Source organism: Pseudomonas sp. B21-021, assembly GCF_024749205.1.
GTDB classification, from domain to species: domain Bacteria; phylum Pseudomonadota; class Gammaproteobacteria; order Pseudomonadales; family Pseudomonadaceae; genus Aquipseudomonas; species Aquipseudomonas paraglycinae.
Map to the genome: position 1 here is coordinate 214,428 of NZ_CP087192.1, position 21,960 is coordinate 236,387.

The 21,960-nt window shown below is 61.9% G+C and carries 19 protein-coding genes and 1 tRNA gene; 16 read left to right on the plus strand and 4 right to left on the minus strand.

Annotated features, from left to right (window positions below):
- The first annotated feature begins 8 nt into the window (after positions 1-8).
- The 3 genes from pgaB to pgaD are packed head-to-tail and all read left to right on the plus strand — an operon-like array spanning position 9 to position 3,893.
- The gene (gene pgaB, locus LOY31_RS00915; RefSeq protein WP_258712713.1) at positions 9-2,006 is read left to right on the plus strand and encodes a poly-beta-1,6-N-acetyl-D-glucosamine N-deacetylase PgaB; all 1,998 of its coding nucleotides are present in this window, start codon (positions 9-11) and stop codon (positions 2,004-2,006) included.
- Position 2,007: 1 nt separating this feature from the next.
- Positions 2,008-3,363 (plus strand): poly-beta-1,6-N-acetyl-D-glucosamine synthase, encoded by a 1,356-nt coding sequence (gene pgaC / locus LOY31_RS00920; RefSeq protein WP_007957644.1) that lies wholly within the window; start codon positions 2,008-2,010, stop codon positions 3,361-3,363.
- Positions 3,360-3,893: a poly-beta-1,6-N-acetyl-D-glucosamine biosynthesis protein PgaD gene (pgaD, locus tag LOY31_RS00925; protein WP_085608561.1), complete on the plus strand. Its 534-nt coding sequence runs from the start codon at positions 3,360-3,362 to the stop codon at positions 3,891-3,893. The genes pgaC and pgaD overlap by 4 nt, the downstream gene beginning before the upstream one ends.
- Here pgaD and LOY31_RS00930 read toward each other — a convergent pair.
- On the minus strand, positions 3,886-5,415 hold the full coding sequence (locus tag LOY31_RS00930; protein WP_221535465.1) for an FAD-dependent oxidoreductase: 1,530 nt from the start codon (positions 5,413-5,415) through the stop codon (positions 3,886-3,888). The two genes, pgaD and LOY31_RS00930, sit on opposite strands and share 8 nt — an antisense overlap.
- A gap of 139 nt (positions 5,416-5,554) precedes the next feature.
- On the opposite strand from LOY31_RS00930, the gene LOY31_RS00935 reads away from it, so the two are divergent.
- The 5 genes from LOY31_RS00935 (at position 5,555) to LOY31_RS00955 (ending at position 9,407) form a co-directional block, all read left to right on the plus strand.
- Complete coding sequence (locus tag LOY31_RS00935) at positions 5,555-6,115, plus strand: YbhB/YbcL family Raf kinase inhibitor-like protein (protein ID WP_129973830.1); 561 nt, start codon at positions 5,555-5,557, stop codon at positions 6,113-6,115.
- A gap of 88 nt (positions 6,116-6,203) precedes the next feature.
- Positions 6,204-7,895: a VWA domain-containing protein gene (locus LOY31_RS00940; RefSeq protein WP_258712714.1), complete on the plus strand. Its 1,692-nt coding sequence runs from the start codon at positions 6,204-6,206 to the stop codon at positions 7,893-7,895.
- Between the two features lie 29 nt (positions 7,896-7,924).
- On the plus strand, positions 7,925-8,506 hold the full coding sequence (locus tag LOY31_RS00945) for an RNA polymerase sigma factor (RefSeq protein WP_258713582.1): 582 nt from the start codon (positions 7,925-7,927) through the stop codon (positions 8,504-8,506).
- Positions 8,503-9,117: a hypothetical protein gene (locus LOY31_RS00950; RefSeq protein WP_258712715.1), complete on the plus strand. Its 615-nt coding sequence runs from the start codon at positions 8,503-8,505 to the stop codon at positions 9,115-9,117. Before LOY31_RS00945 ends, LOY31_RS00950 begins: the two co-directional genes overlap by 4 nt.
- Positions 9,118-9,137: 20 nt before the next feature.
- A complete protein-coding gene (locus LOY31_RS00955) occupies positions 9,138-9,407 on the plus strand; it encodes a hypothetical protein (protein ID WP_011331897.1) in 270 nt (89 codons plus the stop codon).
- Positions 9,408-9,472: 65 nt separating this feature from the next.
- Here LOY31_RS00955 and LOY31_RS00960 read toward each other — a convergent pair.
- A tRNA-Arg gene (locus tag LOY31_RS00960) sits at positions 9,473-9,549 on the minus strand.
- Positions 9,550-9,992: 443 nt separating this feature from the next.
- On the opposite strand from LOY31_RS00960, the gene gabD reads away from it, so the two are divergent.
- From gabD to LOY31_RS00975, 3 genes are all read left to right on the plus strand, one after another.
- Positions 9,993-11,435 carry an NADP-dependent succinate-semialdehyde dehydrogenase gene (gene gabD / locus LOY31_RS00965; RefSeq protein ID WP_127796572.1) on the plus strand — a complete coding sequence of 481 codons (1,443 nt, stop codon included), beginning with the start codon at positions 9,993-9,995 and terminating at the stop codon, positions 11,433-11,435.
- A gap of 186 nt (positions 11,436-11,621) precedes the next feature.
- Positions 11,622-12,899, plus strand: a complete 1,278-nt coding sequence (gene gabT, locus LOY31_RS00970; protein WP_007957613.1) for a 4-aminobutyrate--2-oxoglutarate transaminase — start codon at positions 11,622-11,624, stop codon at positions 12,897-12,899.
- 141 nt (positions 12,900-13,040) lie between these two features.
- Complete coding sequence (locus tag LOY31_RS00975; protein WP_085608567.1) at positions 13,041-14,252, plus strand: response regulator; 1,212 nt, start codon at positions 13,041-13,043, stop codon at positions 14,250-14,252.
- A 27-nt stretch (positions 14,253-14,279) separates the two neighbouring features.
- Here LOY31_RS00975 and LOY31_RS00980 read toward each other — a convergent pair whose 3' ends face one another.
- Positions 14,280-15,269 carry a sensor domain-containing diguanylate cyclase gene (locus LOY31_RS00980; RefSeq protein WP_085608568.1) on the minus strand — a complete coding sequence of 330 codons (990 nt, stop codon included), beginning with the start codon at positions 15,267-15,269 and terminating at the stop codon, positions 14,280-14,282.
- A 146-nt stretch (positions 15,270-15,415) separates the two neighbouring features.
- Positions 15,416-16,600, minus strand: a complete 1,185-nt coding sequence (gene desA, locus LOY31_RS00985; RefSeq protein WP_085608569.1) for a delta-9 fatty acid desaturase DesA — start codon at positions 16,598-16,600, stop codon at positions 15,416-15,418.
- Between the two features lie 146 nt (positions 16,601-16,746).
- Here desA and dibA point away from each other — a divergent pair, with 146 nt between their 5' ends.
- The 5 genes from dibA (at position 16,747) to cysW (ending at position 21,960) form a co-directional block, all read left to right on the plus strand.
- Entirely contained in the window at positions 16,747-18,666 is a 1,920-nt protein-coding gene (gene dibA / locus LOY31_RS00990) for a phosphodiesterase DibA (protein WP_085608570.1), read from the plus strand.
- 190 nt (positions 18,667-18,856) lie between these two features.
- The gene (gene oscA / locus LOY31_RS00995) at positions 18,857-19,039 is read left to right on the plus strand and encodes a sulfur starvation response protein OscA (RefSeq protein ID WP_007952821.1); all 183 of its coding nucleotides are present in this window, start codon (positions 18,857-18,859) and stop codon (positions 19,037-19,039) included.
- Positions 19,040-19,171: 132 nt separating this feature from the next.
- Entirely contained in the window at positions 19,172-20,185 is a 1,014-nt protein-coding gene (locus LOY31_RS01000) for a sulfate ABC transporter substrate-binding protein (RefSeq protein WP_007952819.1), read from the plus strand.
- Between the two features lie 70 nt (positions 20,186-20,255).
- Positions 20,256-21,074, plus strand: a complete 819-nt coding sequence (cysT, locus tag LOY31_RS01005) for a sulfate ABC transporter permease subunit CysT (protein WP_007952818.1) — start codon at positions 20,256-20,258, stop codon at positions 21,072-21,074.
- A 13-nt stretch (positions 21,075-21,087) separates the two neighbouring features.
- Positions 21,088-21,960, plus strand: coding sequence for a sulfate ABC transporter permease subunit CysW (cysW, locus tag LOY31_RS01010; RefSeq protein ID WP_007952817.1), 873 nt, complete (start codon positions 21,088-21,090; stop codon positions 21,958-21,960).

Here is a 21,960-nt window from a genome sequence, read left to right on the forward strand (position 1 = left end):
GTTTGAAGATGCCTTTGATTTCGCGTTTCATCCTTCTGCTGGGAGTGCTGCTGGTCAGCGCCTGCGCCCAGCAAGCCCCGGCCTTCGTGCCGCCGTCCGAGCGACCGCTGGCAGCCAATGAAAAGCCCTGGCCGAAAAACCACGTGCTGGGCATTGCCTACCACGACGTCGAAGACCGTGACCCCGATCAGGCGGTGGTGGCGGTGCGCACCGAGCGCCTGCTCGAACAGCTCGCCTGGTTGCGGGAGAACAACTACAAACCGGTGACGGTCGACCAGATCATGGCCGCGCGCAAAGGCGGGCCGGAACTGCCGCCCAAGGCGATCCTGCTCAGCTTCGACGACGGTTACTCAAGCTTCTACACCCGCGTACTGCCGGTGTTGCGCGCCTACAACTGGCATGCGCTGCTGGCGCCGGTCGGCACCTGGATCGATACGCCGCTGAACCAACCGGTGGACTTCGCTGGCACGCCGCGTCCGCGCTCGGACTTCCTGACCTGGGCTCAAGTGCGGGAAATCTCCCAATCGGGCTTGGTGGAAATCGCCGCCCACACCGACGCCAGCCACAAAGGCATCCTCGCCAACCCGCAAGGCAACCTGCAGCCGGCGGCCGCGACCCGACGCTACGATCCGGTGAGCAAACGCTACGAATCCGAAACCGATTTCCAGGCGCGGATCCGCGCTGACGTGCAGGCCATTTCGGAAAAAATCCGCAAGAACACCGGTAAAAAGCCGCGCATCTGGGTCTGGCCTTACGGGACGGCGGACGGCACATCGCTGACCGTGGTCAGCGAAGAGGGCTATGAAATGGCCCTGACCCTCGATGACGGCCTCGATGCTCTCGACAACCTGATGAGCGGGCCGCGTTTCCTGGTGGCTTCCGACCCTGACGGCGAGCACTTCGCCAACAGCGTGGTCGGCGTGCAATCGGACTTCACCATGCGTGTGGTGCATGTGGATCTGGATAACGTCTACGACCCGGACCCGGCGCAGCAGGAAATCAACCTCGGCAAACTGATCCAGCGCATGGCCGACATGGGCGCCAACACCGTGTTCCTGCAAGCCTTCGCCGATCCGAAGGGCGATGGGCTGGTGCATTCGTTGTACTTCCCCAACCGTCATCTGCCGATGCGCGCCGACCTGTTCGACCGCGTCGCCTGGCAATTGCGCACCCGGGCTCACGTGAAGGTCTTTGCGTGGATGCCGGTGCTGAGTTTCGAACTGGATTCGAAGCTGCCACGGGTAACGCGCTGGGATCCGAAGACCGGCACGACCGCTGTCGATCCGGATCAATACAAGCGCCTGTCGCCGTTCGATCCCGAGGTACGGCGGATCATTGGCGAGATCTACGAAGACGTGGCGCGCCTGACTTCGGTCGACGGCATTCTCTACCACGACGACGCGGTGCTTTCGGACTTCGAAGACGCCGGCCCTCAGGCGCTGAAGGCCTATGCCGCCAACGGTCTGCCGGGCTCGATCGCCGCCCTGCGTGACGATCCGGCGGCGATGCAGCGCTGGACGCGCTTCAAGAGTCGCTACCTGATCGACTTCACCAATGAGCTGACCGCCAAGGTGCGCGCGATTCGTGGCCCGCAAGTGCTCACCGCACGGAACATCTTCGCCGAGCCGGTGCTCAATCCGCACAGCGAAGCGTGGTTCGCGCAGAACCTCGACGACTTCCTCGTGAGCTACGACTGGACGGCGCCGATGGCCATGCCGCTCATGGAAAAACAGACCCATGCGCAATCCGGTCCGTGGCTTGAAGAGCTGGTAGCGAAGATCAAACAGCGCCCCGGTGCGCTGGATCGCACGGTGTTCGAATTGCAGGCCCGGGACTGGACGAAAAAGGACCAGGCCGACATCGACGGCGCACAACTGGCCGACTGGATGGGCCGCCTCAAGCGTCAGGGCGCCACCAGTTTCGGCTACTACCCGGACAACTTCCTCGAGAACCTGCCGGACATGAAAACCGTGCGGCCTGCACTCTCCAACAAATGGAACCCATGACATGCTGGATAGACTGCTGGCCCTGCTTGTTCTGGCGATCGTCCTCGGCGTCCCGCTGGGGCTGATCTTCCTGGTCACCGGGCAATTCCTGATGGACTTCGTGTTCTTCTACCCGCTGTTCATGTCCGGGTTGTGGATTTCCGGTGGCCTGTATTTCTGGCTGCACTGGGAACGGCACTGGCCGTGGAAGGACGACACCCTGCCGCCACCGCTGGAAGGCGAACCGCTGATTTCGATCCTGATTCCTTGCTACAACGAGGGCGACAACGCCGCCGACACCATCCACGCGGCGCTGGCGCAGCATTACCCGAACATCGAAGTCATCGCGATCAACGATGGCTCCAAGGACAACACCGCCGAAGTACTGGATGCGCTGGCCAAGGAAGATCCGCGATTGCGGGTGCTGCACCTGGCGGAAAACCAGGGCAAGGCCGTGGCCCTGCGCATGGGCGCCATCGCTGCGCGCAGCGAATATCTGGTGTGCATCGACGGTGACGCGCTGCTGGCGCCGAACACGGCGGCTTATCTGGTGGCGCCGATGCTCGACAACGCACGACTGGGTGCGGTGACCGGCAACCCACGGATCCGCACGCGTTCGACTCTGGTCGGGCGGGTTCAGGTCGGCGAGTTCTCGTCGATCATCGGGCTGATCAAGCGCACTCAGCGGGTGTTCGGGCGGATCTTCACCGTGTCCGGTGTGATCGTCGCGTTCCGTCGCACCGCTCTGAACCGGGTTGGCTACTGGAGCCCGGACATGATCACCGAAGACATCGACATCAGCTGGAAGCTGCAACTGGACCACTGGAGCATCTTTTACGAGCCCCGTGCCCTTTGCTGGATCCTGATGCCGGAAACCCTGCGCGGTCTGTGGAAACAGCGTCTGCGCTGGGCCCAGGGCGGCGCCGAAGTGCTGTTCAAGAACATTCGCGGGATCTGGCAGTACCGCCACCGTTACCTGTGGCCGCTGCTGTTCGAATACTGCCTGTCGACCGGTTGGGCATTCACCTTCCTGTTGTCGGTGATCTTCTGGGGCGTCGGCAAGTTCGTGGTCATGCCTGAAGCCATTGCCGTCGACCACCTCATGCCGCCGGCGTTTACCGGATTGCTGCTGGCGTTTGTCTGCCTGGTGCAGTTCGCGGTCAGCATCATCATTGACCGGCGTTACGAACCGGGCCTTGGCAAGACCATGTTCTGGGTGGTGTGGTACCCGATCGCGTTCTGGTTCGTCAGCCTGCTGACCACGCTGGTCAGTTTCCCCAAAGTACTGTTCGGCCAACACCAGAAGCGTGCGCGCTGGGTCAGTCCCGACCGGGGTATCAAACCGATCGGGGACGACGAAGAGGAGGTTATCAAATGAAAATCATCCGGACCCGCCAACGGCCGTTTCTGGTGGTGGTCGATGCGTTCTTCACCGTGCTGGCCTGGGTCGGCCTGTTGTATCTGCTGGTGCGCGGCCTGTGGCCGTTGATCGAGACCCACGAAGGCGGGCCGCGCATCGACAACTCGGCGTTCGAAGCCCTCGGCACCTTGCAGATTTATCTGTGGGTGGCGCTGGTCAACGCGGTGATCCTGATCGGCTGGGCGCGCTATCAGCAACGCAAGAGCCGAAGCTTCGCCCAGCGTCGCCTGCCGTCACCGGTGGTCGACGATGAAGGGCTGAGCCGCAGCTTCAAGCTGTGCGACGAGCGCTTTCAGAAACTGCGCGGGCCGGGCGTGATGACCATCCACAACGATCAGGACGGTGACGTCAGTCACGTGGTGCCGCATCTGTGGCCGGTCCACCCCGAAGAGCTGCCGCCACCGCTGGCGCCACTGGAACATCCTCGGGTGATTTTTCTGCACGCCGAGGACGACGACAACCGCGAGCCGCTGAACCGGATCACCTGACGGCGCGAATCAGTCGCCAGGCTTCATCCATCGGCAGCGGTTGCTTCATGCGTTCGGCCAGCAGGGCCATCGCTCGTTCCTCTTCGCAGGCGACTGCTGCCACCACCACGCCCTTGCTCCCGAACAGCCCGATAAACGGCGGCTGTTCGGGTTCGCCGATAAATTCGACCGCATCCCACGCCTCGGCGTGGCCGAGATAGTCGTAGTTGCGGCCGAAATGCCAGGTCCAGAAATATGGCACGTCGAGGTAATGCTCATCGCCACCGAGCAGGTTGGCGGCGGCGATCCGCGCGTGCTGCTGGGCCAGGCGCCAGTGTTCGATGCGTTGTGGCTGGCCGTTCAGCGGGAAGGTGGCGATATCGCCAATCGCCCACAGGTTGTCGGTGACGCGCAGGCTGGCATCGACCAACAGTGATTGATCGTCCTCGCGCGGCAAGTCGCCGAACGCTTCGGTGGCCGGATGTACGCCGATTCCCGCCAACACCAGATCTGCCGACAGACGCAGGCCGTTGTCGAGCAACACCGCCTCGACCTTGCCATCGCCGGTGATCTCCCTGGCTTCGTGATCAGTGATGAATTTCACGCCGTTTTCTTCATGCAGCGCGCGGATCGCCTTGCCGACGGCTTCACCGAATTGCGCCGCGAAGGGAATCGCATGGCGCGCCAGCACCGTCACCTCGAGACCGTGCTGGCGCAGGGCCGAAGCGCATTCGAGCGCAATGAAACTGTCACCGATGATCACCGCGCGTTGGCCGGGTCGGGCGGCGTCCATGATGGATTGCGCCTGAGCTTTGGAGCGCAGGACAAACACCTGGGGCAGGTCGGCGCCGGGCAGTTTCAGCGCGTTTGGCGTTGCGCCGGTGGCCAGCACCGCCGCGCTGTAATGCAGTGTGCGGCCATCGCTCAGGTGAAGGGTTTTGGTATCGGCATCGAGCCCGCTGACCTCGCCTGAAACCCGGTTGATGTGCTGTTCGCGATAAAAATCGTCATCGCGCAGAGGCGGGGTTTCCGGCGCCGGCATTTCCCCGGACAACACGAATTTGCTCAGCACCGTGCGGTCGTAGCCGGCGTCCGGCTCGCGGTCGATCAGCACGATTCGCCCGCCGAAGCCTTTTTCCCGCAGAGCGGCAGCGCAGGCGGTTCCCCCGGCACCGGCGCCGACGATGACAAAGGTGCGCGGATCGTCCTGCGGCGGGGTGTGCGGATCCGGCAGCGGCTGGTCATCGACCCACACCTCGTCGCCGCGCAGTTCCAGCGGATAACGCTTGAGGCTGTCCAGCGCCGGAGGCTCGCACAACGCGCCATCCTCGGCGCGAAAGGCTGCCTTGTGCCACGGGCAGATCAGCCGGCCGTGACACAACGCGCCTTCCGCCAGCGGCGCGCCGGCGTGCGGGCATTCCCCCTGAAAGGCGCGCAACTGGCCGGCGGCGCGCAGCAGGACGATCTTGCAGTCGCCGATTTGCACCTCCAGCCCACGGTCTTCAGGCACATCGGCGAAACGGGCGACACGGTGCAGGGTCATGGTCGTGCTCCTCACAGGCATTTCTCTTACGAGTTTGGGCCGCATTGCGAGGTTCAGCCATTTCCCACTGCCACGGCACGAACGGTACGGCTATAGTTTGCAGGCCGACGAAGGCCCAACTGCACAAGGTGCTCCCGGAATGACCCGATTGACCTCTCTCAACCCTTGGCTGGCGGCCGTTGCCGTCGCCCTTTGCGTGCAGTTTCCTGCGCAGGCCCAGGAGCGTTTCACCCTCAGCATTCCCGGCGTGTCGGATAACCGCCTGTTCACCTCGGCGGCGGCCAGCGATGCGGCCGGTTGCGGCGGCAAGAACCAGTCGCCGGCCCTGAGCTGGAATGCCGGCCCGAGCGGAACCCTGAGCTACGCCATTGTCATGCACGATCCGGACGGCCAGAAAGGTTCGGGCGTCGATCACTGGGTTCATTACGGGATCAAGGCCACGACCCGGCAGATTCCGGCCGGCGTCGGCGCCAAATCGGCCCTTGAAGGCGTCGGTGGCACCAACAGCAAAGGCACCACCAGCTACATCGGCCCATGCCCGCCGGTTGGCGACAGCGCCCACCACTACATCATTCAGATCTACGCCCTGGATCTGGCCCCGGACGCCTTGCCCGCCGGCCTGACCCGCGCCCAGCTGATGGAAAAAATCAAAGGCCACGTGCTGCGCAACAGCAGTGCGGTGCGGCGTTATCACCGCTGAAAAAATTTTCGGCGAGGTTTAACCCGAACTGACAGGGCTGCCCGTCTCAGGGGATGAATGGATCAATTCTTCCCCGAGGTCAGCCCCCATGTCCCTTCCTTCCACGCTTCTGCGCCCCCTTGCTGCCAGTGTGTTGCTGGTGGTTGCCGGTTGCGGTGTTTCCTCCAGCCCGGAAACCACCGTCGCGCCGCCTCCGGCGCAGACCGAACTGAAATCCTCCGTGCAGCCTGAAGCGGTGATGGCTGATAGCGCGATGGCCAAGCGCAGTGCACTGGCGGCGCCGATCGCCAGTTTTGCACCGATGCCGGCCGGTGAAAGTTATCCACAAGGCTATCGCGACGAACAGCGCGAGCAGTACGCCAAGCTGGCCGACAACCCGATCCACAGCGTCGCCGAAACTCCGGTCTCGACCTTTAGCGCCGATGTCGACACCGGCGCCTATGCCAACGTGCGGCGACTGCTCAATCAGGGTCGACTGCCGCCGGAAGGCGCGGTGCGGCTGGAGGAGATGGTCAATTACTTTCCCTACAACTACGCGTTGCCGAGCGATGGCTCGCCCTTTGGCGTGACTACCGAACTGGCTGCCTCACCGTGGAACCCGCACACCCGCTTGCTGCGTATCGGCATCAAGGCGTCCGACCGCGCGGTGGCGGAACTGGCCCCGGCCAATCTGGTGTTTCTGGTGGATGTGTCCGGCTCGATGGACCGCCGTGAAGGCTTGCCGATGGTCAAAAGCACCCTGAAGTTGCTGGTCGATCAATTGCGCGAACAGGATCGGGTGTCGCTGGTGGTGTATGCCGGCGAATCCAGAGTGGTGCTGGAGCCGACTTCCGGACGGGAAAAGGCGAAAATTCGCACAGCCATCGAGCAATTGACCGCGGGTGGCTCGACCGCCGGCGCTTCGGGCATCGAGCTGGCTTATCAGATGGCGCAGCAGGCGTTCATCCCCAAAGGCATCAACCGCATCCTGTTGGCCACCGATGGTGACTTCAACGTTGGCATCAGCGACTTCGACAGCCTGAAACAAATGGCTGTGGATAAACGCAAGACCGGGATTTCCCTGACCACACTGGGTTTCGGTGTGGATAACTACAATGAACACCTGATGGAACAACTGGCCGATGCCGGTGACGGCAACTACGCCTACATCGACAACCTGCGCGAAGCGCGCAAGGTGCTGGTGGATCAACTCGGTTCAACCCTCGCCGTGGTGGCGAAAAACGTCAAATTGCAGGTTGAGTTCAATCCGGCGCAGGTCAGCGAATACCGGCTGCTCGGCTACGAAAATCGCGCACTGAAGCGTGAGGATTTCAGCAACGACAAGGTCGATGCCGGTGAAATCGGTGCAGGCCATACGGTGACGGCGTTGTATGAAATTGTCCCGACAGGCGAGAAGGGCTGGCTGGAACCGCTGCGTTACGGAAAAACCGACGCGGTTGTTTCCGAGAAGAAAGGAGAATTGGCAATGCTGCGTGTGCGATATCAAAAGCCTGAGGGTGGGAAAAGTCTGCTGATCGAGCGGCCGATTGCCAGTCAGGTTGCGCCGGCCAGTGAGGATCTGCGTTTCGCTGCCGCCGTCGCCGCGTTTTCCCAGCAACTCAAGGACGGTCGCTACACCGGCGATTTCAGCTTGAAGGACACCGAAGCCTTGGCCCGAGGTGCGCGCGGCGATGACCGCTTCGGCCTGCGCAACGAATTCGTGCAACTGGTTGAACTGGCGCAGAGCCTGCGTACCTCCACTGCCTCCAACGCAATGTCCACTGAGCGACGGATTGAATAGTGAGCCGCCTCAAAGGCTTCATCACACAGCTGTTTGCCTCCGCCGACCGCCTTGAGGCCAGCAGCGACGAATCGCTGCTGGCCCGTTATCGCGAGGGTGACGGCAAGGCGTTCGAGATCCTGTACGCGCGCCATCGCCAGAGCCTTTACCGGTTTCTGCTCGGTTTGAGCGGCAAACCGGAACTGGCCGACGAGGTTTTCCAGGAGACCTGGCTGAGCCTGATCCGCAGCGCCAGTCAGCCACAAGGCCGGGCGACCTTTCGTACGTGGTTGTTCCAGATTGCCCGCAATCGCCTGATCGACCACTGGCGCAAACACGGCGCCCGGCAACCGCTGCATGACAGCTACGACGAGCAATTCCACGCCGTCAGCGACGACGCCTCCGATCCCGAACAACTGCTCAACCTCAGCCGCGATAGCCAGCGCCTGGAGAGCGCCCTGCAATCCTTGCCCGCCGACCAGCGCGAAGTGTTCCTGCTGCGCGCCCACGGCGACCTCGACCTGGCGCAAATCGCCAGCCTCACCGAAACACCGCTGGAAACCGTCAAGAGCCGCTTGCGCTACGCCCAGCAAAAACTGCGTCGGCTGCTGGCCGAGGAGGTACTGACATGACGGACGCCCGCCCGACACCCGAAGAGCAAGTGCTCAAGCACATGCGCGAACAGCACACCGCCGAACCGCCGGCGCATCTCGATGCGCTGATCCTCGACGCCGCCCGCCGTGAAACCCCGGCGCCACGGCAAAACCTGTGGCAACGCTGGCTCAAGGCCTGCCAGCAACCGCGCTACCAAGTGGCTTTTGCCAGTCTGGTCGGCATCGCGCTGATGCTGTCGCTGGTGCAGCGCGCGCCGGAACCCGTGGCTCAATACGATTTCGCCCCTGCTGCCAAACCGGCCGCGCCTGTGCTCCGTCAGGAGGCCCGATCGTTGTCGGCTCCCGCCGGCGCACTTTCCGCGCCTGCACCCGCAATGGCTCCCGCGCCAATGGCGGAAATGGCTGCACCGATGCAGAGCGAATCGATCAGCGCCGACACGGCGGACGAAGCCAAGGTCAGCAAGCGCGTCGCGGCCCCGGTCAACGGTCTCGACGAGCAACTGCGCGAAGTCCTGCGCCTGCGCGAGTCCGGCCAGTCGCAAGCGGCCGACAGCCTGTTCAACAACCTGCACAAGCGCTACCCGAACGTGAATCTCGACCTGCGACTGGAAAAAATCCGCAAGAACTGACCGTATCAGCCATCCGCCATTTGGCATTGACCCGCAAAAACGCGCACTATCGGGTCATTGCCGATGCGCTGGAGGATGCCGTGGCCCAAAAAATCGACCGCATCGCCCAAATGCTCAACTGCCCGGTGAAGGGTGAGGAACTGCGGCGGGCAGTGACGGAGAGTCGCAAGGAGTTTCTTCTGGCCAAACAGGCTGAAGAGGATCTGGAGGAAGACGTTCTCGATGATGACTTGATCGAGGACGAAGAAGACGATGATGAATATGACGAGTTTGACTGGACGACGGAGTGAGTCGCCAGTCAGCAGGCACAAAAAAGCCCCGGACCTTGCAGTCCGGGGCTTTTTCGTCTTGTTCATGGCGCACCAGGCGGGATTCGAACCCACGACCCCTGCCTTCGGAGGGCAGTACTCTATCCAGCTGAGCTACTGGTGCAGCGGGCGACATCATACCTAGGTCGGCTCGGGGCGTCCATGCCGGGTTTGGGCGTGGATTGTCAGCATGCATGTCGGTAAGAAAACCCTGCATTCCATAAAGCTGTAACGTCCTGCAAAAGGCTCGCTTGGCGCTTTGGGGAGGCTGTTCTATGGTTTCCATGCGATCGGGGCTGTTGGTACGTTGATCTGAAATGTTCAGCAAAAGCGGCGTTTTTGTTCTTTTTTTCGAACGCCCTATTGTCCTTCAACCCCTTTGAACCTAGGATTCGTTTGAGATTTCAAACGCTCCTTATCCAGGTGCTGAGCCGCACGCGTTTTGAGTCGTGCGCTATTTATGTGCCAGCCCGGTAAATGATTTCCCTGACGGCAGCCTTGCGAGGCGCCTTTCTACAATCATAATTTTGCTCCGCGCCTTGCGCGGTGCTGTTAAGGAAAGCCGACATGCAGCTTAAAGACACCCAGTTGTTCCGCCAGCAAGCCTTCATCGATGGCGCATGGGTCGACGCGGACAACGGTCAGACGATCAAGGTCAACAACCCGGCCACCGGCGAGATTCTGGGCACCGTGCCGAAAATGGGCGCTGCCGAAACCCGCCGTGCCATCGAAGCCGCCGACAAGGCGCTGCCGGCCTGGCGTGCACTGACCGCCAAGGAGCGTGCAGGCAAACTGCGTCGCTGGTTCGAACTGATGATCGAGAACCAGGACGACCTCGCTCGCCTGATGACCCTCGAGCAAGGCAAGCCACTGGCCGAAGCCAAGGGCGAAATCGTTTACGCCGCTTCGTTTATCGAGTGGTTCGCCGAAGAAGCCAAGCGCATTTACGGCGACGTGATTCCGGGCCACCAGCCTGACAAGCGCCTGATCGTGATCAAGCAACCGATCGGCGTTACCGCTGCCATCACCCCGTGGAACTTCCCGGCGGCGATGATCACCCGTAAGGCAGGTCCTGCGCTGGCCGCCGGTTGCACCATGGTGCTCAAGCCTGCTTCGCAAACCCCGTTCTCCGCATTCGCTCTGGCCGAACTGGCCCAGCGCGCCGGCATCCCTAAAGGCGTGTTCAGCGTGGTGTCCGGCAGCGCCGGCGACATCGGCAGCGAGCTGACCAGCAATCCGATCGTGCGCAAACTGTCCTTCACTGGCTCGACCGAAATCGGTCGTCAGTTGATGTCGGAATGCGCCAAGGACATCAAGAAAGTCTCCCTGGAACTGGGCGGCAACGCGCCGTTCATCGTGTTCGACGACGCGGACCTGGATAAGGCCGTTGAAGGCGCGATCATTTCCAAGTACCGCAACAACGGCCAGACCTGCGTTTGTGCCAACCGTCTGTACATTCAGGATTCGGTCTACGACGCGTTCGCCGAGAAGCTGAAAGTGGCAGTCGCCAAGCTGAAAATCGGCAACGGTCTGGAAGACGGCACCACCACTGGCCCGCTGATCGACGAGAAAGCCGTGGCCAAGGTACAAGAGCACATCGCTGACGCGGTGAGCAAAGGCGCAACCGTTCTGGCCGGCGGCAAGCCGATGGAAGGCAACTTCTTCGAGCCGACCATCCTGACCAACGTGCCGAAAGACGCTGCCGTGGCCAAGGAAGAAACCTTCGGTCCGCTGGCGCCGCTGTTCCGCTTCAAAGACGAAGCCGACGTGATCGCGATGTCGAACGACACCGAGTTCGGTCTGGCCTCGTACTTCTACGCTCGCGATCTGGGCCGTGTGTTCCGTGTGGCTGAAGCCCTGGAGTACGGCATGGTCGGCGTCAACACCGGGCTGATCTCCAACGAAGTCGCGCCATTCGGCGGCATCAAGGCCTCGGGCCTGGGCCGTGAAGGCTCCAAGTACGGCATCGAAGATTACCTGGAAATCAAATACCTCTGCCTGGGCATCTAAGCCTCGGTAGAAGATCGCTGTAAACGCAAAGGGCACGAGAGCGCTGTCCCTTTGCGTCGTTTCAAACCGGAATTTTCTCTGCGGCCGGGAACGCCGTGGCAGTCGATCATCGCATGCTGCCACCGCCGATTCCTCCCGCTTTATCCTTGAACCACGCCGCCCGATGAGCGGCGAATGAGGACTGTAATGAGCAAGACTAACGCTGAACTGATGGCCCGTCGTACCGCAGCTGTTCCACGTGGTGTTGGCCAGATTCACCCGATCTTCGCCGAGTCCGCGAAGAACGCGACCGTGACCGACGTTGAAGGTCGTGAATTCATCGACTTCGCCGGCGGTATCGCCGTACTGAACACCGGCCACGTGCACCCGAAAATCATCGCCGCCGTGACCGAGCAGCTGAACAAGCTGACCCACACCTGCTTCCAGGTTCTGGCCTACGAGCCGTACGTCGAGCTGTGCGAGAAAATCAACGCTCGCGTACCGGGCGACTTCGCCAAGAAAACCCTGCTGGTGACCACCGGTTCCGAAGCCGTTGAAAACGCCGTGAAAATTGCTCGTGCTGCCACTGGCCGCGCTGGCGTGATCGCCTTCACCGGCGCTTACCACGGTCGCACCATGATGACCCTGGGCCTGACCGGTAAAGTCGTGCCTTACTCGGCCGGCATGGGCCTGATGCCAGGCGGTATCTTCCGCGCGCTGTACCCGAACGAACTGCACGGCGTGAGCATCGACGACTCGATCGCTTCCATCGAACGCATCTTCAAGAACGACGCCGAGCCGAAAGACATCGCCGCGATCATCATCGAGCCTGTTCAGGGTGAAGGTGGTTTCTACGTCGCGCCGAAAGAATTCATGAAGCGTCTGCGCGCTCTGTGCGACCAGCACGGCATCCTGCTGATCGCTGACGAAGTGCAGACCGGCGCTGGCCGTACCGGCACCTTCTTCGCCATGGAACAGATGGGTGTTGCTGCCGACCTGACCACCTTCGCCAAATCCATCGCTGGCGGCTTCCCGCTGGCCGGTGTGTGCGGCAAGGCCGAATACATGGACGCCATCGCTCCAGGCGGCCTGGGCGGCACCTACGCCGGTAGCCCGATCGCTTGCGCCGCGGCCCTGGCCGTGATGGAAGTGTTCGAAGAAGAAAAACTGCTGGACCGCTGCAAGGCTGTCGGCGAGCGTCTGGTCACCGGCCTGAAAGCCATCCAGGCCAAGTACCCGGTGATCGGCGAAGTCCGTGCCCTGGGCGCGATGATCGCGGTCGAGCTGTTCGAAAACGGCGACAGCCACAAACCAAACCCGACCGCCGTCGCGGCTGTCGTGGCCAAGGCGCGTGACAAGGGCCTGATCCTGCTGTCCTGCGGCACCTACGGCAACGTTCTGCGCGTCCTGGTACCGCTGACCTCGCCGGACGAGCAACTGGACAAAGGCCTGGCGATCATCGAAGAGTGCTTCTCGGAGCTGTAATCCGTAGCACCGTGTGATCGGATCGACAAAAAACCCGCTTCGGCGGGTTTTTTCATGCCTGGAGAAACACTTGCGCGGTTTTCAGGTTGTACCGAAACGCCAGCATTGGCTAAGGTTCAAGCATTGCAAGGGAGGGCGAGCATGACTGCCGTCGATTTACCCGCTGTACCCCGAGTGCTGATTGCCGAGGCCGATCTCTGGTCGCGTGACCTGCTCAAACAAGTGTTGCTGAATGTGCGCTGCGACGCGCGGCTGGACCTGTGCGCCGATGGCCAGGAGGCAATGACGCTGCTCAGCGAAGTCCCCTATGACCTGGCGATCGTCGACTGGGAGTTGCCCGGCGTCGATGGCTTGAGCGTGTTGCGCAGTGTCCGCCAGCGCAAACGCAATCCGCCGCTGCCGTTCATTCTGATGAGCAGTCGCAACGACAGCGCCAGCGTGCGCGAAGCCCTGCCGCTGGCGCCGACCGCCTACCTGGCCAAACCCCTGAACATGGAAAGCCTGACCGAACGTTTGCAGGGTCTGCTGCTGAACGCCGGTGAAGAAGTGTTCTGTGAAGTACCGGCGCTGGCGCCGGGCATGACCCTCTCGGTATTCCTCGAACGTCGCCGCGAGCAGGCCGATGGCGCGCCGCTGATGACCGACGTGCAAGTGGCGGTCAAACGCAGCCTCAACCCCAACGGGCTGGACTTGAAGCTGCTGGAAGAGGAAATCCGCACCGATCCGCAGATCACCGCCGTGTTGATCGCAGCGTCGAACAGCGCCGCTCAGCATCATGGCGCGCCAGTGCAGACTCTGGCGCAGGCGCTGCATCGCCTGGGCACCGGGCAAAGCATGAACCTGATTCTTGGCCTTGCACTCAAACGCAGCGCCCGACTCAGCGACCCATGCCTGGCGGATTACGCCGAGCGTTATTGGGGCCTGTCGCTGCACACCGCCGAGTACGCCCGCACCTTGGCGCGGCTGCTCGATCTGGATCAGGAGCGCTGCTACTGCGCCGGGATGCTCCATCGCCTCGGTGATCTGGCGTTGCTGCGTTGTCTGCAGGAATGGAAGCAGGCCGGCGGCGAGCTGGATGAACTGGAGGAAGTCGGCGATGCGCTGGCGGAATTCGGTGCGGCTTACGGCTCGGCGTTGCGCACCCGCTGGCGTTTGCCACTGGAGCTGCGCGAGTTGATTGCCTCGGTCTACCAGCTCGGTGGCGGGGTGTACTCCCGCGAGGCGCTGGTGATGAACATGGCGGCGCAGATGGCCCGGCTGACCGAGCATGAAGGCGTTGAGGAGTTGGCGAAGAGCCGCACGGCGCGCTTGCTCAAGATCGGGTTGCCGGAGCTGACGCGGATGCGCAAATAGCGGCTTGATTGCGCATCCGGTCTGGAATCAGGCGGAAATGATCCGGTTCTTGCCCTGCCGTTTGGCCTCGTACATCGCCGCGTCCGCGCGGGCGAACAGTGTGTCGAGGCTTTCGTCTTCCGGGGTGAGGCTGGTCAGGCCTTGGCTGACGGTGATGCCGAACGTCTGATCGGCGTGATTGAAGCTCAGCCGCTGGATTTCCCGTTGCAGCCGTTCGGCCACCTGCATCGCCATGTCCGGCGCACAGCCCGGAAAAACCGCAGCAAATTCCTCACCGCCAATCCGCCCGAACAGGTCTCCCCGGCGTAACGAAGCACGACCGCATTCGGCAATTCGTTGCAGCACATTGTCGCCTTCCGGGTGGCCGTAGGTGTCGTTGATCACTTTGAAGTCATCGATGTCCAGCAGCAGGAACGCCAGTGGCGCACCCTGCAGGCGGGCGTTTTCGAATTCGCGGTGGGCGCACTCGAAGAAGTGCCGGCGATTGCTGCTCTGGGTCAGCACGTCGGTGGTGGCCAGGCGTTGCAGCTCGGTTTCCATCTGCTTCTTGTCGGTGATGTCTTCGGCGATGCCGACGATGATCACCGGTTGCCCCGGTTCGTCCTGACGGTTGATGAAGCACTTGTCGCTGATCCAGCGCACCTGGCCGTCGGCGTCGATGATCCGGTATTCGCGGTCTTCCACGGCGCCTTTGTGCAGCACTTCGGCGAGGCTGCGTTCGGCGTATTCGAGGTCATCGGGGTAGATGCTGTCGCGCCACTGGTTGTAGTCGGCCAGCAGCAGGGCGGCGGAGCGGCCGAAAATCCGTTCGTAGGCGGGGCTGACGTACAACACCTGACGGGTTTCCCAGTTAAAGGCCCAAAGCACGGCGTTGACGCTGACCAGTAGCGAACTGAACAGCTGTTCACGTTCGCTCAGTCGGGCGACTTCGCCCTGGGCGTGCATCAACGCCATCAGGGTCTGCGCGGCCTCGGGCCACTGGGGAGGGGATGAGTCTTTTTGATTGTTGTTGACCATCGACACGAATCTCAAAGGGCGTGCCGGGAAGTCGACAACGGCCACGGGAAAGCCCGCCGGGGGTGGCGAAGTGTCTTTGAGATAGGGGATCGGGGGTGAAGTTCCGAAGGGTGCGCCCTGGAATGGGGGCGCACCGATCAACGGCATCAGACGGCGGCAGGGCGCAGCGAGTAGGTTTTCAACTGGTCGGCGAATTCACGCAGAGACTGGATGCCACTGGCCTCGGCCTCGTGTACCCATTCCTTGATGGCGGCGAGCATGTCGTGGCCATTTGCGCTGGTCTTGACCCAGATCTGCTGCAGGGCCAGACGTTTCTCGTAGATTACCTTCAGCGCCTGGCTGTGCTCGAGCATGCTCTGGATGCGCGCGTGGTGGCGATCTTCCAGCAGGCTGGTTTCCCGCGACAGTAGACGCTTGGCGCGATGGAACTGGTGGCGTACCGAATGATCGACCTTGGCCAGTTCCTGTTTGACCAGCGGGCCGATCACCAGCTTGCGGTACTGGGCCATGATCTGGAAGCGGTTGTTGAGGATCGCCATGGCGGTGTCCATGTCCAGGCTGCCCTTGCCTTCGACGCGGTGGGCGATCGGGGCAACACGCTGAACCTTGGCCAGACGCAGGAAGCTGAAGACCTGGATCCAGGCCCAGCCGAGGTCGAACTCCCACTTCTTGACCGACAGCTTGGCCGAGTTGGGATAGGTGTGATGGTTGTTGTGCAGCTCTTCGCCGCCGATCAGGATGCCCCATGGCACCAGATTGGTCGCCGCGTCGCGGCATTCGAAGTTGCGGTAACCGACGGCATGGCCGAGACCGTTGACCACGCCGGCCGCCCAGACCGGGATCCACATCATCTGGATTGCCCAGATGGTGATGCCGATGGTGCCGAACAGCAACAGGTCGACGACGGCCATGATCGCTACGCCCAGCAGCCGGTAGCGGCTGTAGAGGTTGCGCTCGATCCAGTCTTCGGGGCAGTTCTTGCCGTAGATGCGCAGGGTTTCCGGGTTCTGCGCTTCTTCGCGGTACAGCTCGGCACCTTTGCGCAGGACAGTGGACAGACCCTTGACGACCGGACTGTGCGGGTCGTCTTCGGTTTCGCATTTGGCGTGGTGCTTGCGGTGGATGGCGGTCCACTCGCGGGTGTTCTGCGCTGTGGTCAGCCACAGCCAGAAACGGAAGAAATGCTTCAGCCCGGCATTCAGCTCCAGAGAGCGATGGGCCGAGTAGCGGTGCAAGTAGACCGTGACGGCAACGATCGTCACGTGGGTCATCACCAGGGTGACGGCGACCAGTGACCAGGCCGACAAGCCAAGAAAACCTTCGTACCACATAGGCTATAGGGCCCTCGATAAAGAAAAAACAGCCGTTGCATTATCACCAAGCACACAGATAAAACCAGTCGCCCTTTCAGATAAGAGATGGCTGGATGTTTCTTGACCTATAATCCCGACATTTTTGTAGGGACATGGACGGCCGAATGTCTGCCACATACCGCGATGCTGTGCGTGCAGCGCTGCTTTACCTGGTCCTTGCCGTTGTCTGGCTGCAAGGCACTGGCTATTTATTGAACAGTTTCTTTGATAACTCTGACGAACTGCTGCGCTGGCAACTGATCAACGGCTATCTGTTCGTAGCGCTCAGCGCCGGGTTGATCTTCCTGGCCCGGTCGCGGCTGTTCGAATGCCTGGGCATCGGCGCCCGATTGCGTGAGCGCCAGGCGGATCGCGAACGCCTGCGTCAGGCCGCTGCGGTATTCGATTGCACCCGCGAGGGCGTGCTGGTCACGGACCGGCAGGGGCTGATCGTGCACGTCAATCGCGCCTTCATGGAAATCACCGGCTATCAGCGTGAAGAAGTGATTGGCCAGCAGCCCAGCCTGTTCAAGTCCGGGCACCATCCGCCGGGTTTTTATCAGGCGATGTTCGCTACGTTGCAGGCGCAGGACGAGTGGAGCGGCGAGATCTGGAACCGCCGTAAAAGCGGCGAGATCTACCCGCAGTGGCAGACGATCCGGGTGATCCGCGACGAAGACGGTCGGCTCAGCCACTACGTCGCGGTGTTCTCCGATATCAGCGCGATCAAGGATTCCGAACACGAACTCAAACACCTGGCCCACCACGATCCGCTGACCGACCTGCCCAATCGCCTGCTGTTCAGCGACCGCGCCGAACAGGCGCTGGCATCGGCGCAGACCCACAAGCGCGGCTGCGCATTGCTGATGATCGATCTGGACCATTTCAAACTGATCAACGACAGCCTCGGCCACACCATTGGTGACCGTTTGCTCAAGGCAGTCGCGGCGCGTTTGCAGGCGTTGTTCGGGCCGGGCATCACCCTGGCGCGGCTGGGCGGCGATGAATTTGCGGTCCTGCTGGAAAGTTGTCCACAGCCGGCACAGGCGGCAGCGCTGGCTCAGCGTATTCTCGATGCGCTCAAGGAGCCATTCTGCCTCGACGGCCATGAACTGTTCATCAACGCCAGCCTCGGCATCAGCCTGTTTCCCAGTGATGCACTGAGCGCCGAACAGCTGTTGCGCAACGCCGATGCGGCGCTGTTCAAGGCCAAGAGCAGCGGCCGCAATGGCTACGCGCTGTACACCGAAGAGCTTACGGCTCACGCCCAGCAGCGGGTCGAAATCGCCTTCGAGTTGCGCCGCGCGCTGGAGCAGCAGGAACTGCGGGTCTACTACCAACCGGTACACGACCTGCAAACCAGTCGCCTGATCGGCGTCGAAGCGCTGGTGCGCTGGGAGCATCCGCAGCGTGGCCTGGTGTCGCCGGCGGAGTTCATCCCGATTGCCGAGCGCACCGGGCTGATCTCGGAAATCGACGCCTGGGTCATGCAGCAGGCCTGCCGGCAGATGTGCCAATGGCAGCAGGCGGGAGTAGTGCTGTCGTTTGTCGCGGTGAACGTGTCGTCACGTTTGTTCGCCCGTCGCGAGTTGTACGAGCAGGTTGCGCAGGTGCTGCACGAGACCGGCCTGGATCCGGCCTATCTGGAACTGGAGGTCACCGAAAGTGCGGTGATGGACGATCCGGAAGTCGCGCTGGAACAGATGCATCGTCTGCGCGAGCTGGGCATTCGTCTGGCCATCGATGACTTCGGCACCGGTTATTCGTCGTTGCTGCGGCTCAAGCGCCTGCCGGTGCAGAAGCTCAAGATTGATCAGGGCTTCGTTGCCGGCCTGCCGTGGGACGAGGACGATGCGGCGATCGTCCGGGTGATCATCGCCCTAGCCCGCAGCATGGGCATGCAGGTGCATGCCGAGGGTATCGAGCAGGCGGAACAGGCGGCGTTCCTGCTGGGGCAGGCCTGTGATCTGGGGCAGGGCTACTGGTTCGGACGGCCGGTCCCGGAAGCGCAAATCGACTGGAACCGGGCGCCCTTGATCGGTTGAGGGCGGCCTACGGCGGGTTTGCCGACGGGCAAATCCGCCGCAAACCCTTGCTGCACCACATAATGTTTTCCAGTTATATAAACATTCTTAAATAGTCTTTTTAAGAATATCCAAAGCTCTCTTATATTGCTCCCACGCCGAACGCAGTGCCGCCCACTGCCAGGCATATCCCATACAAAGGAGCAGCACCATGAGCGCATCCCTGCGTAGCGTTGACGGTCAGGACGAAAGCACCATCTTGCGCGAAATCCAGAGCGCCTTGCGCGACCTGCGTTTCGGCGCGGTGGAAATCACTGTGCATAACGCCCAGGTGGTCCAGATCGAACGCAAAGAGAAATTCCGTCTGCAGCAACCGGGTAACAAACCGGCCTGATTCGTAGTCTGCGGCAGCTCCTGCGGGGAGCTGTTGGCAGAAGCTGCCACAGGCTGCGGTCGTTGAACGAGCAACCCGATTCCAGCAATCCATAAGAAAAAGCCACCACCAAGAATTCCAGGAGCTTTCACCATGTCGTCGATTCGCCGTTACGCTTTGGCCGCCCTGGCCAGTGCTGTGTTTGCCGGTTCCGCGGTTGCCAAGGATTACGAACTGCTCAACGTGTCGTATGACCCGACGCGCGAGCTGTATCAGGATTACAACGCCGAGTTCGTGAAGTACTGGCAGTCGGAGCACGCCGGCGACACCGTGAAAATCCAGCAATCCCACGGCGGTTCGGGCAAGCAGGGCCGTGCGGTGATCGACGGTCTGCGCGCCGACGTCGTGACCCTGGCCCTGGCTGGCGACATCGACGAAATCGCCAAGCTCGGCAAGACCCTGCCGGCTGACTGGCAGAAGCGTCTGCCGGAAGCCAGCACTCCGTACACCTCGACCATCGTGTTCCTGGTGCGCAAGGGCAACCCGAAAGGCATCAAGGACTGGGGCGACCTGGTCAAGAACGACGTCTCGGTGATCACCCCGAACCCGAAAACCTCCGGCGGTGCGCGCTGGAACTTCCTCGCGGCATGGGCCTACGGCCTGAAAGCCAACGGCGGCAACGAAGCCAAAGCCAAGGAATACGTACAGACCCTGTTCAAGCACGTTCCGGTTCTGGACACCGGCGCCCGTGGCTCGACCATCACCTTCGTCAACAACGGTCAGGGTGACGTGTTGCTGGCCTGGGAAAACGAAGCCTTCCTGGCGCTGAAAGAAGACGGCGGCAAGGACAAGTTCGACATCGTCGTGCCTTCGCTGTCGATCCTCGCCGAACCACCGGTGGCCGTGGTCGACAAGAACGCCGAGAAGAAGGGCAACGAGCAGATCGCCGAAGCCTACCTCAAGCACCTGTACAGCCCGGCCGGCCAGGAAATAGCGGCGAAGAACTTCTACCGCCCGCGTGACAAGGACGTGGCAGCCAAGTACGCCCAGCAGTTCCCGAAACTGGAACTGGTGACCATCGACAAGGACTTCGGCGGCTGGAAAACCGCACAGCCGAAATTCTTCAACGACGGTGGCGTGTTCGACCAGATCTATCAGGCGCAGTAAGTTTCAATAGCCTAAAACGAGCCCCGGATTTATGTTCGGGGCTTTGCGCGTTCTCAAACCAAGGACTTTTATGTCGCGTCGTATCTCCCCCGTCATACCCGGCTTCGGGCTGACGCTGGGCTACACCTTGGTGTACCTCAGCCTGATTGTGCTTATCCCGCTGGCGGCGATGTTCGTCCACGCCGCCCAACTCACCTGGGACCAGTTCTGGACGATCATCTCCGCGCCCCGCGTTCTCGCCGCATTGAAGCTGAGCTTCGGCACCGCGCTGTGCGCCGCGATCATCAACGGCATCATCGGCACGTTGCTGGCCTGGGTGCTGGTGCGCTACACGTTCCCGGGGCGCAAGGTGATCGACGCGATGATCGATCTGCCGTTCGCCCTGCCGACCGCCGTGGCCGGTATTGCGCTGACGGCGCTGTACACGCCGACCGGGCTGGTCGGGCAGTTCGCCGCCGACCTCGGTTTCAAGATCGCCTACACCCCGCTCGGGATCACGCTGGCGCTGACCTTCGTGACCTTGCCGTTCGTGGTGCGCACGGTGCAGCCGGTGCTGGCCGACATCCCGCGTGAAGTCGAAGAAGCCGCGGCGTGCCTCGGCGCGAAACCTTTGCAGGTATTTCGTCACATCCTGCTGCCGGCGCTGTTGCCGGCCTGGCTGACCGGTTTTGCCCTGGCGTTTGCCCGGGGCGTCGGCGAGTACGGTTCGGTGATTTTCATCGCCGGCAACATGCCGATGAAAACCGAGATCCTGCCGCTGCTGATCATGGTCAAGCTCGACCAGTACGATTACACCGGCGCTACCTCCATCGGCGTGTTGATGCTGGTGGTTTCCTTCGTCCTGTTGCTGCTGATCAACTTGCTGCAGCGGCGCATCGAAACCCCATAAGGAGGCGCGAACCATGTCCCAATCGTCTATTGCGGCCGCTTCCTCGGCCAACGCCGCCCGCCGTGGCAGCGCCACTTCGCGGCGGATCCTGATCGGCCTCGGCTGGCTGATTTTCTTCCTGTTTCTGGTGCTGCCGCTGTTCATCGTGGTGTCGCAGGGTTTGAAGAACGGCCTCGGCGCGTTCTTCACGGCGATCTTTGAACCGGATGCCTTGTCGGCCCTGAAACTCACCGTGATTGCGGTGCTGATTTCGGTGCCGCTGAACCTGGTGTTCGGTGTCAGCGCCGCGTGGTGCGTGAGCAAATACTCGTTCCGCGGCAAGAGTATGCTGGTGACCCTGATCGACCTGCCGTTCTCGGTGTCGCCGGTGATCGCGGGTCTGGTCTACGTGTTGATGTTCGGCGCCCAGGGCCTGTTCGGGCCGTGGCTGCAGGATCACGATATCCAGATCGTCTTCGCCCTGCCGGGCATCGTGCTGGCGACAATCTTCGTCACCGTGCCGTTCGTGGCCCGTGAGCTGATCCCGCTGATGCAGGAACAAGGCACTCAGGAAGAGGAAGCCGCGCGCCTGCTCGGCGCCAACGGCTGGCAGATGTTCTGGCACGTGACCGTCCCCAACATCAAATGGGGCCTGATCTATGGCGTGGTGCTGTGTACCGCGCGGGCCATGGGTGAGTTCGGTGCGGTGTCGGTGGTTTCCGGGCACATTCGCGGGGTGACCAACACCTTGCCGCTGCACGTCGAGATCCTCTACAACGAATACAACCACGTGGCCGCGTTCGCTGTGGCGAGCCTGTTGCTGATCCTGGCGCTCTTCATCCTGCTGCTCAAGCAGTGGAGCGAAAACCGTATCAACCGCCTGCGCGCCAGCGCCGCGGAGGAATAA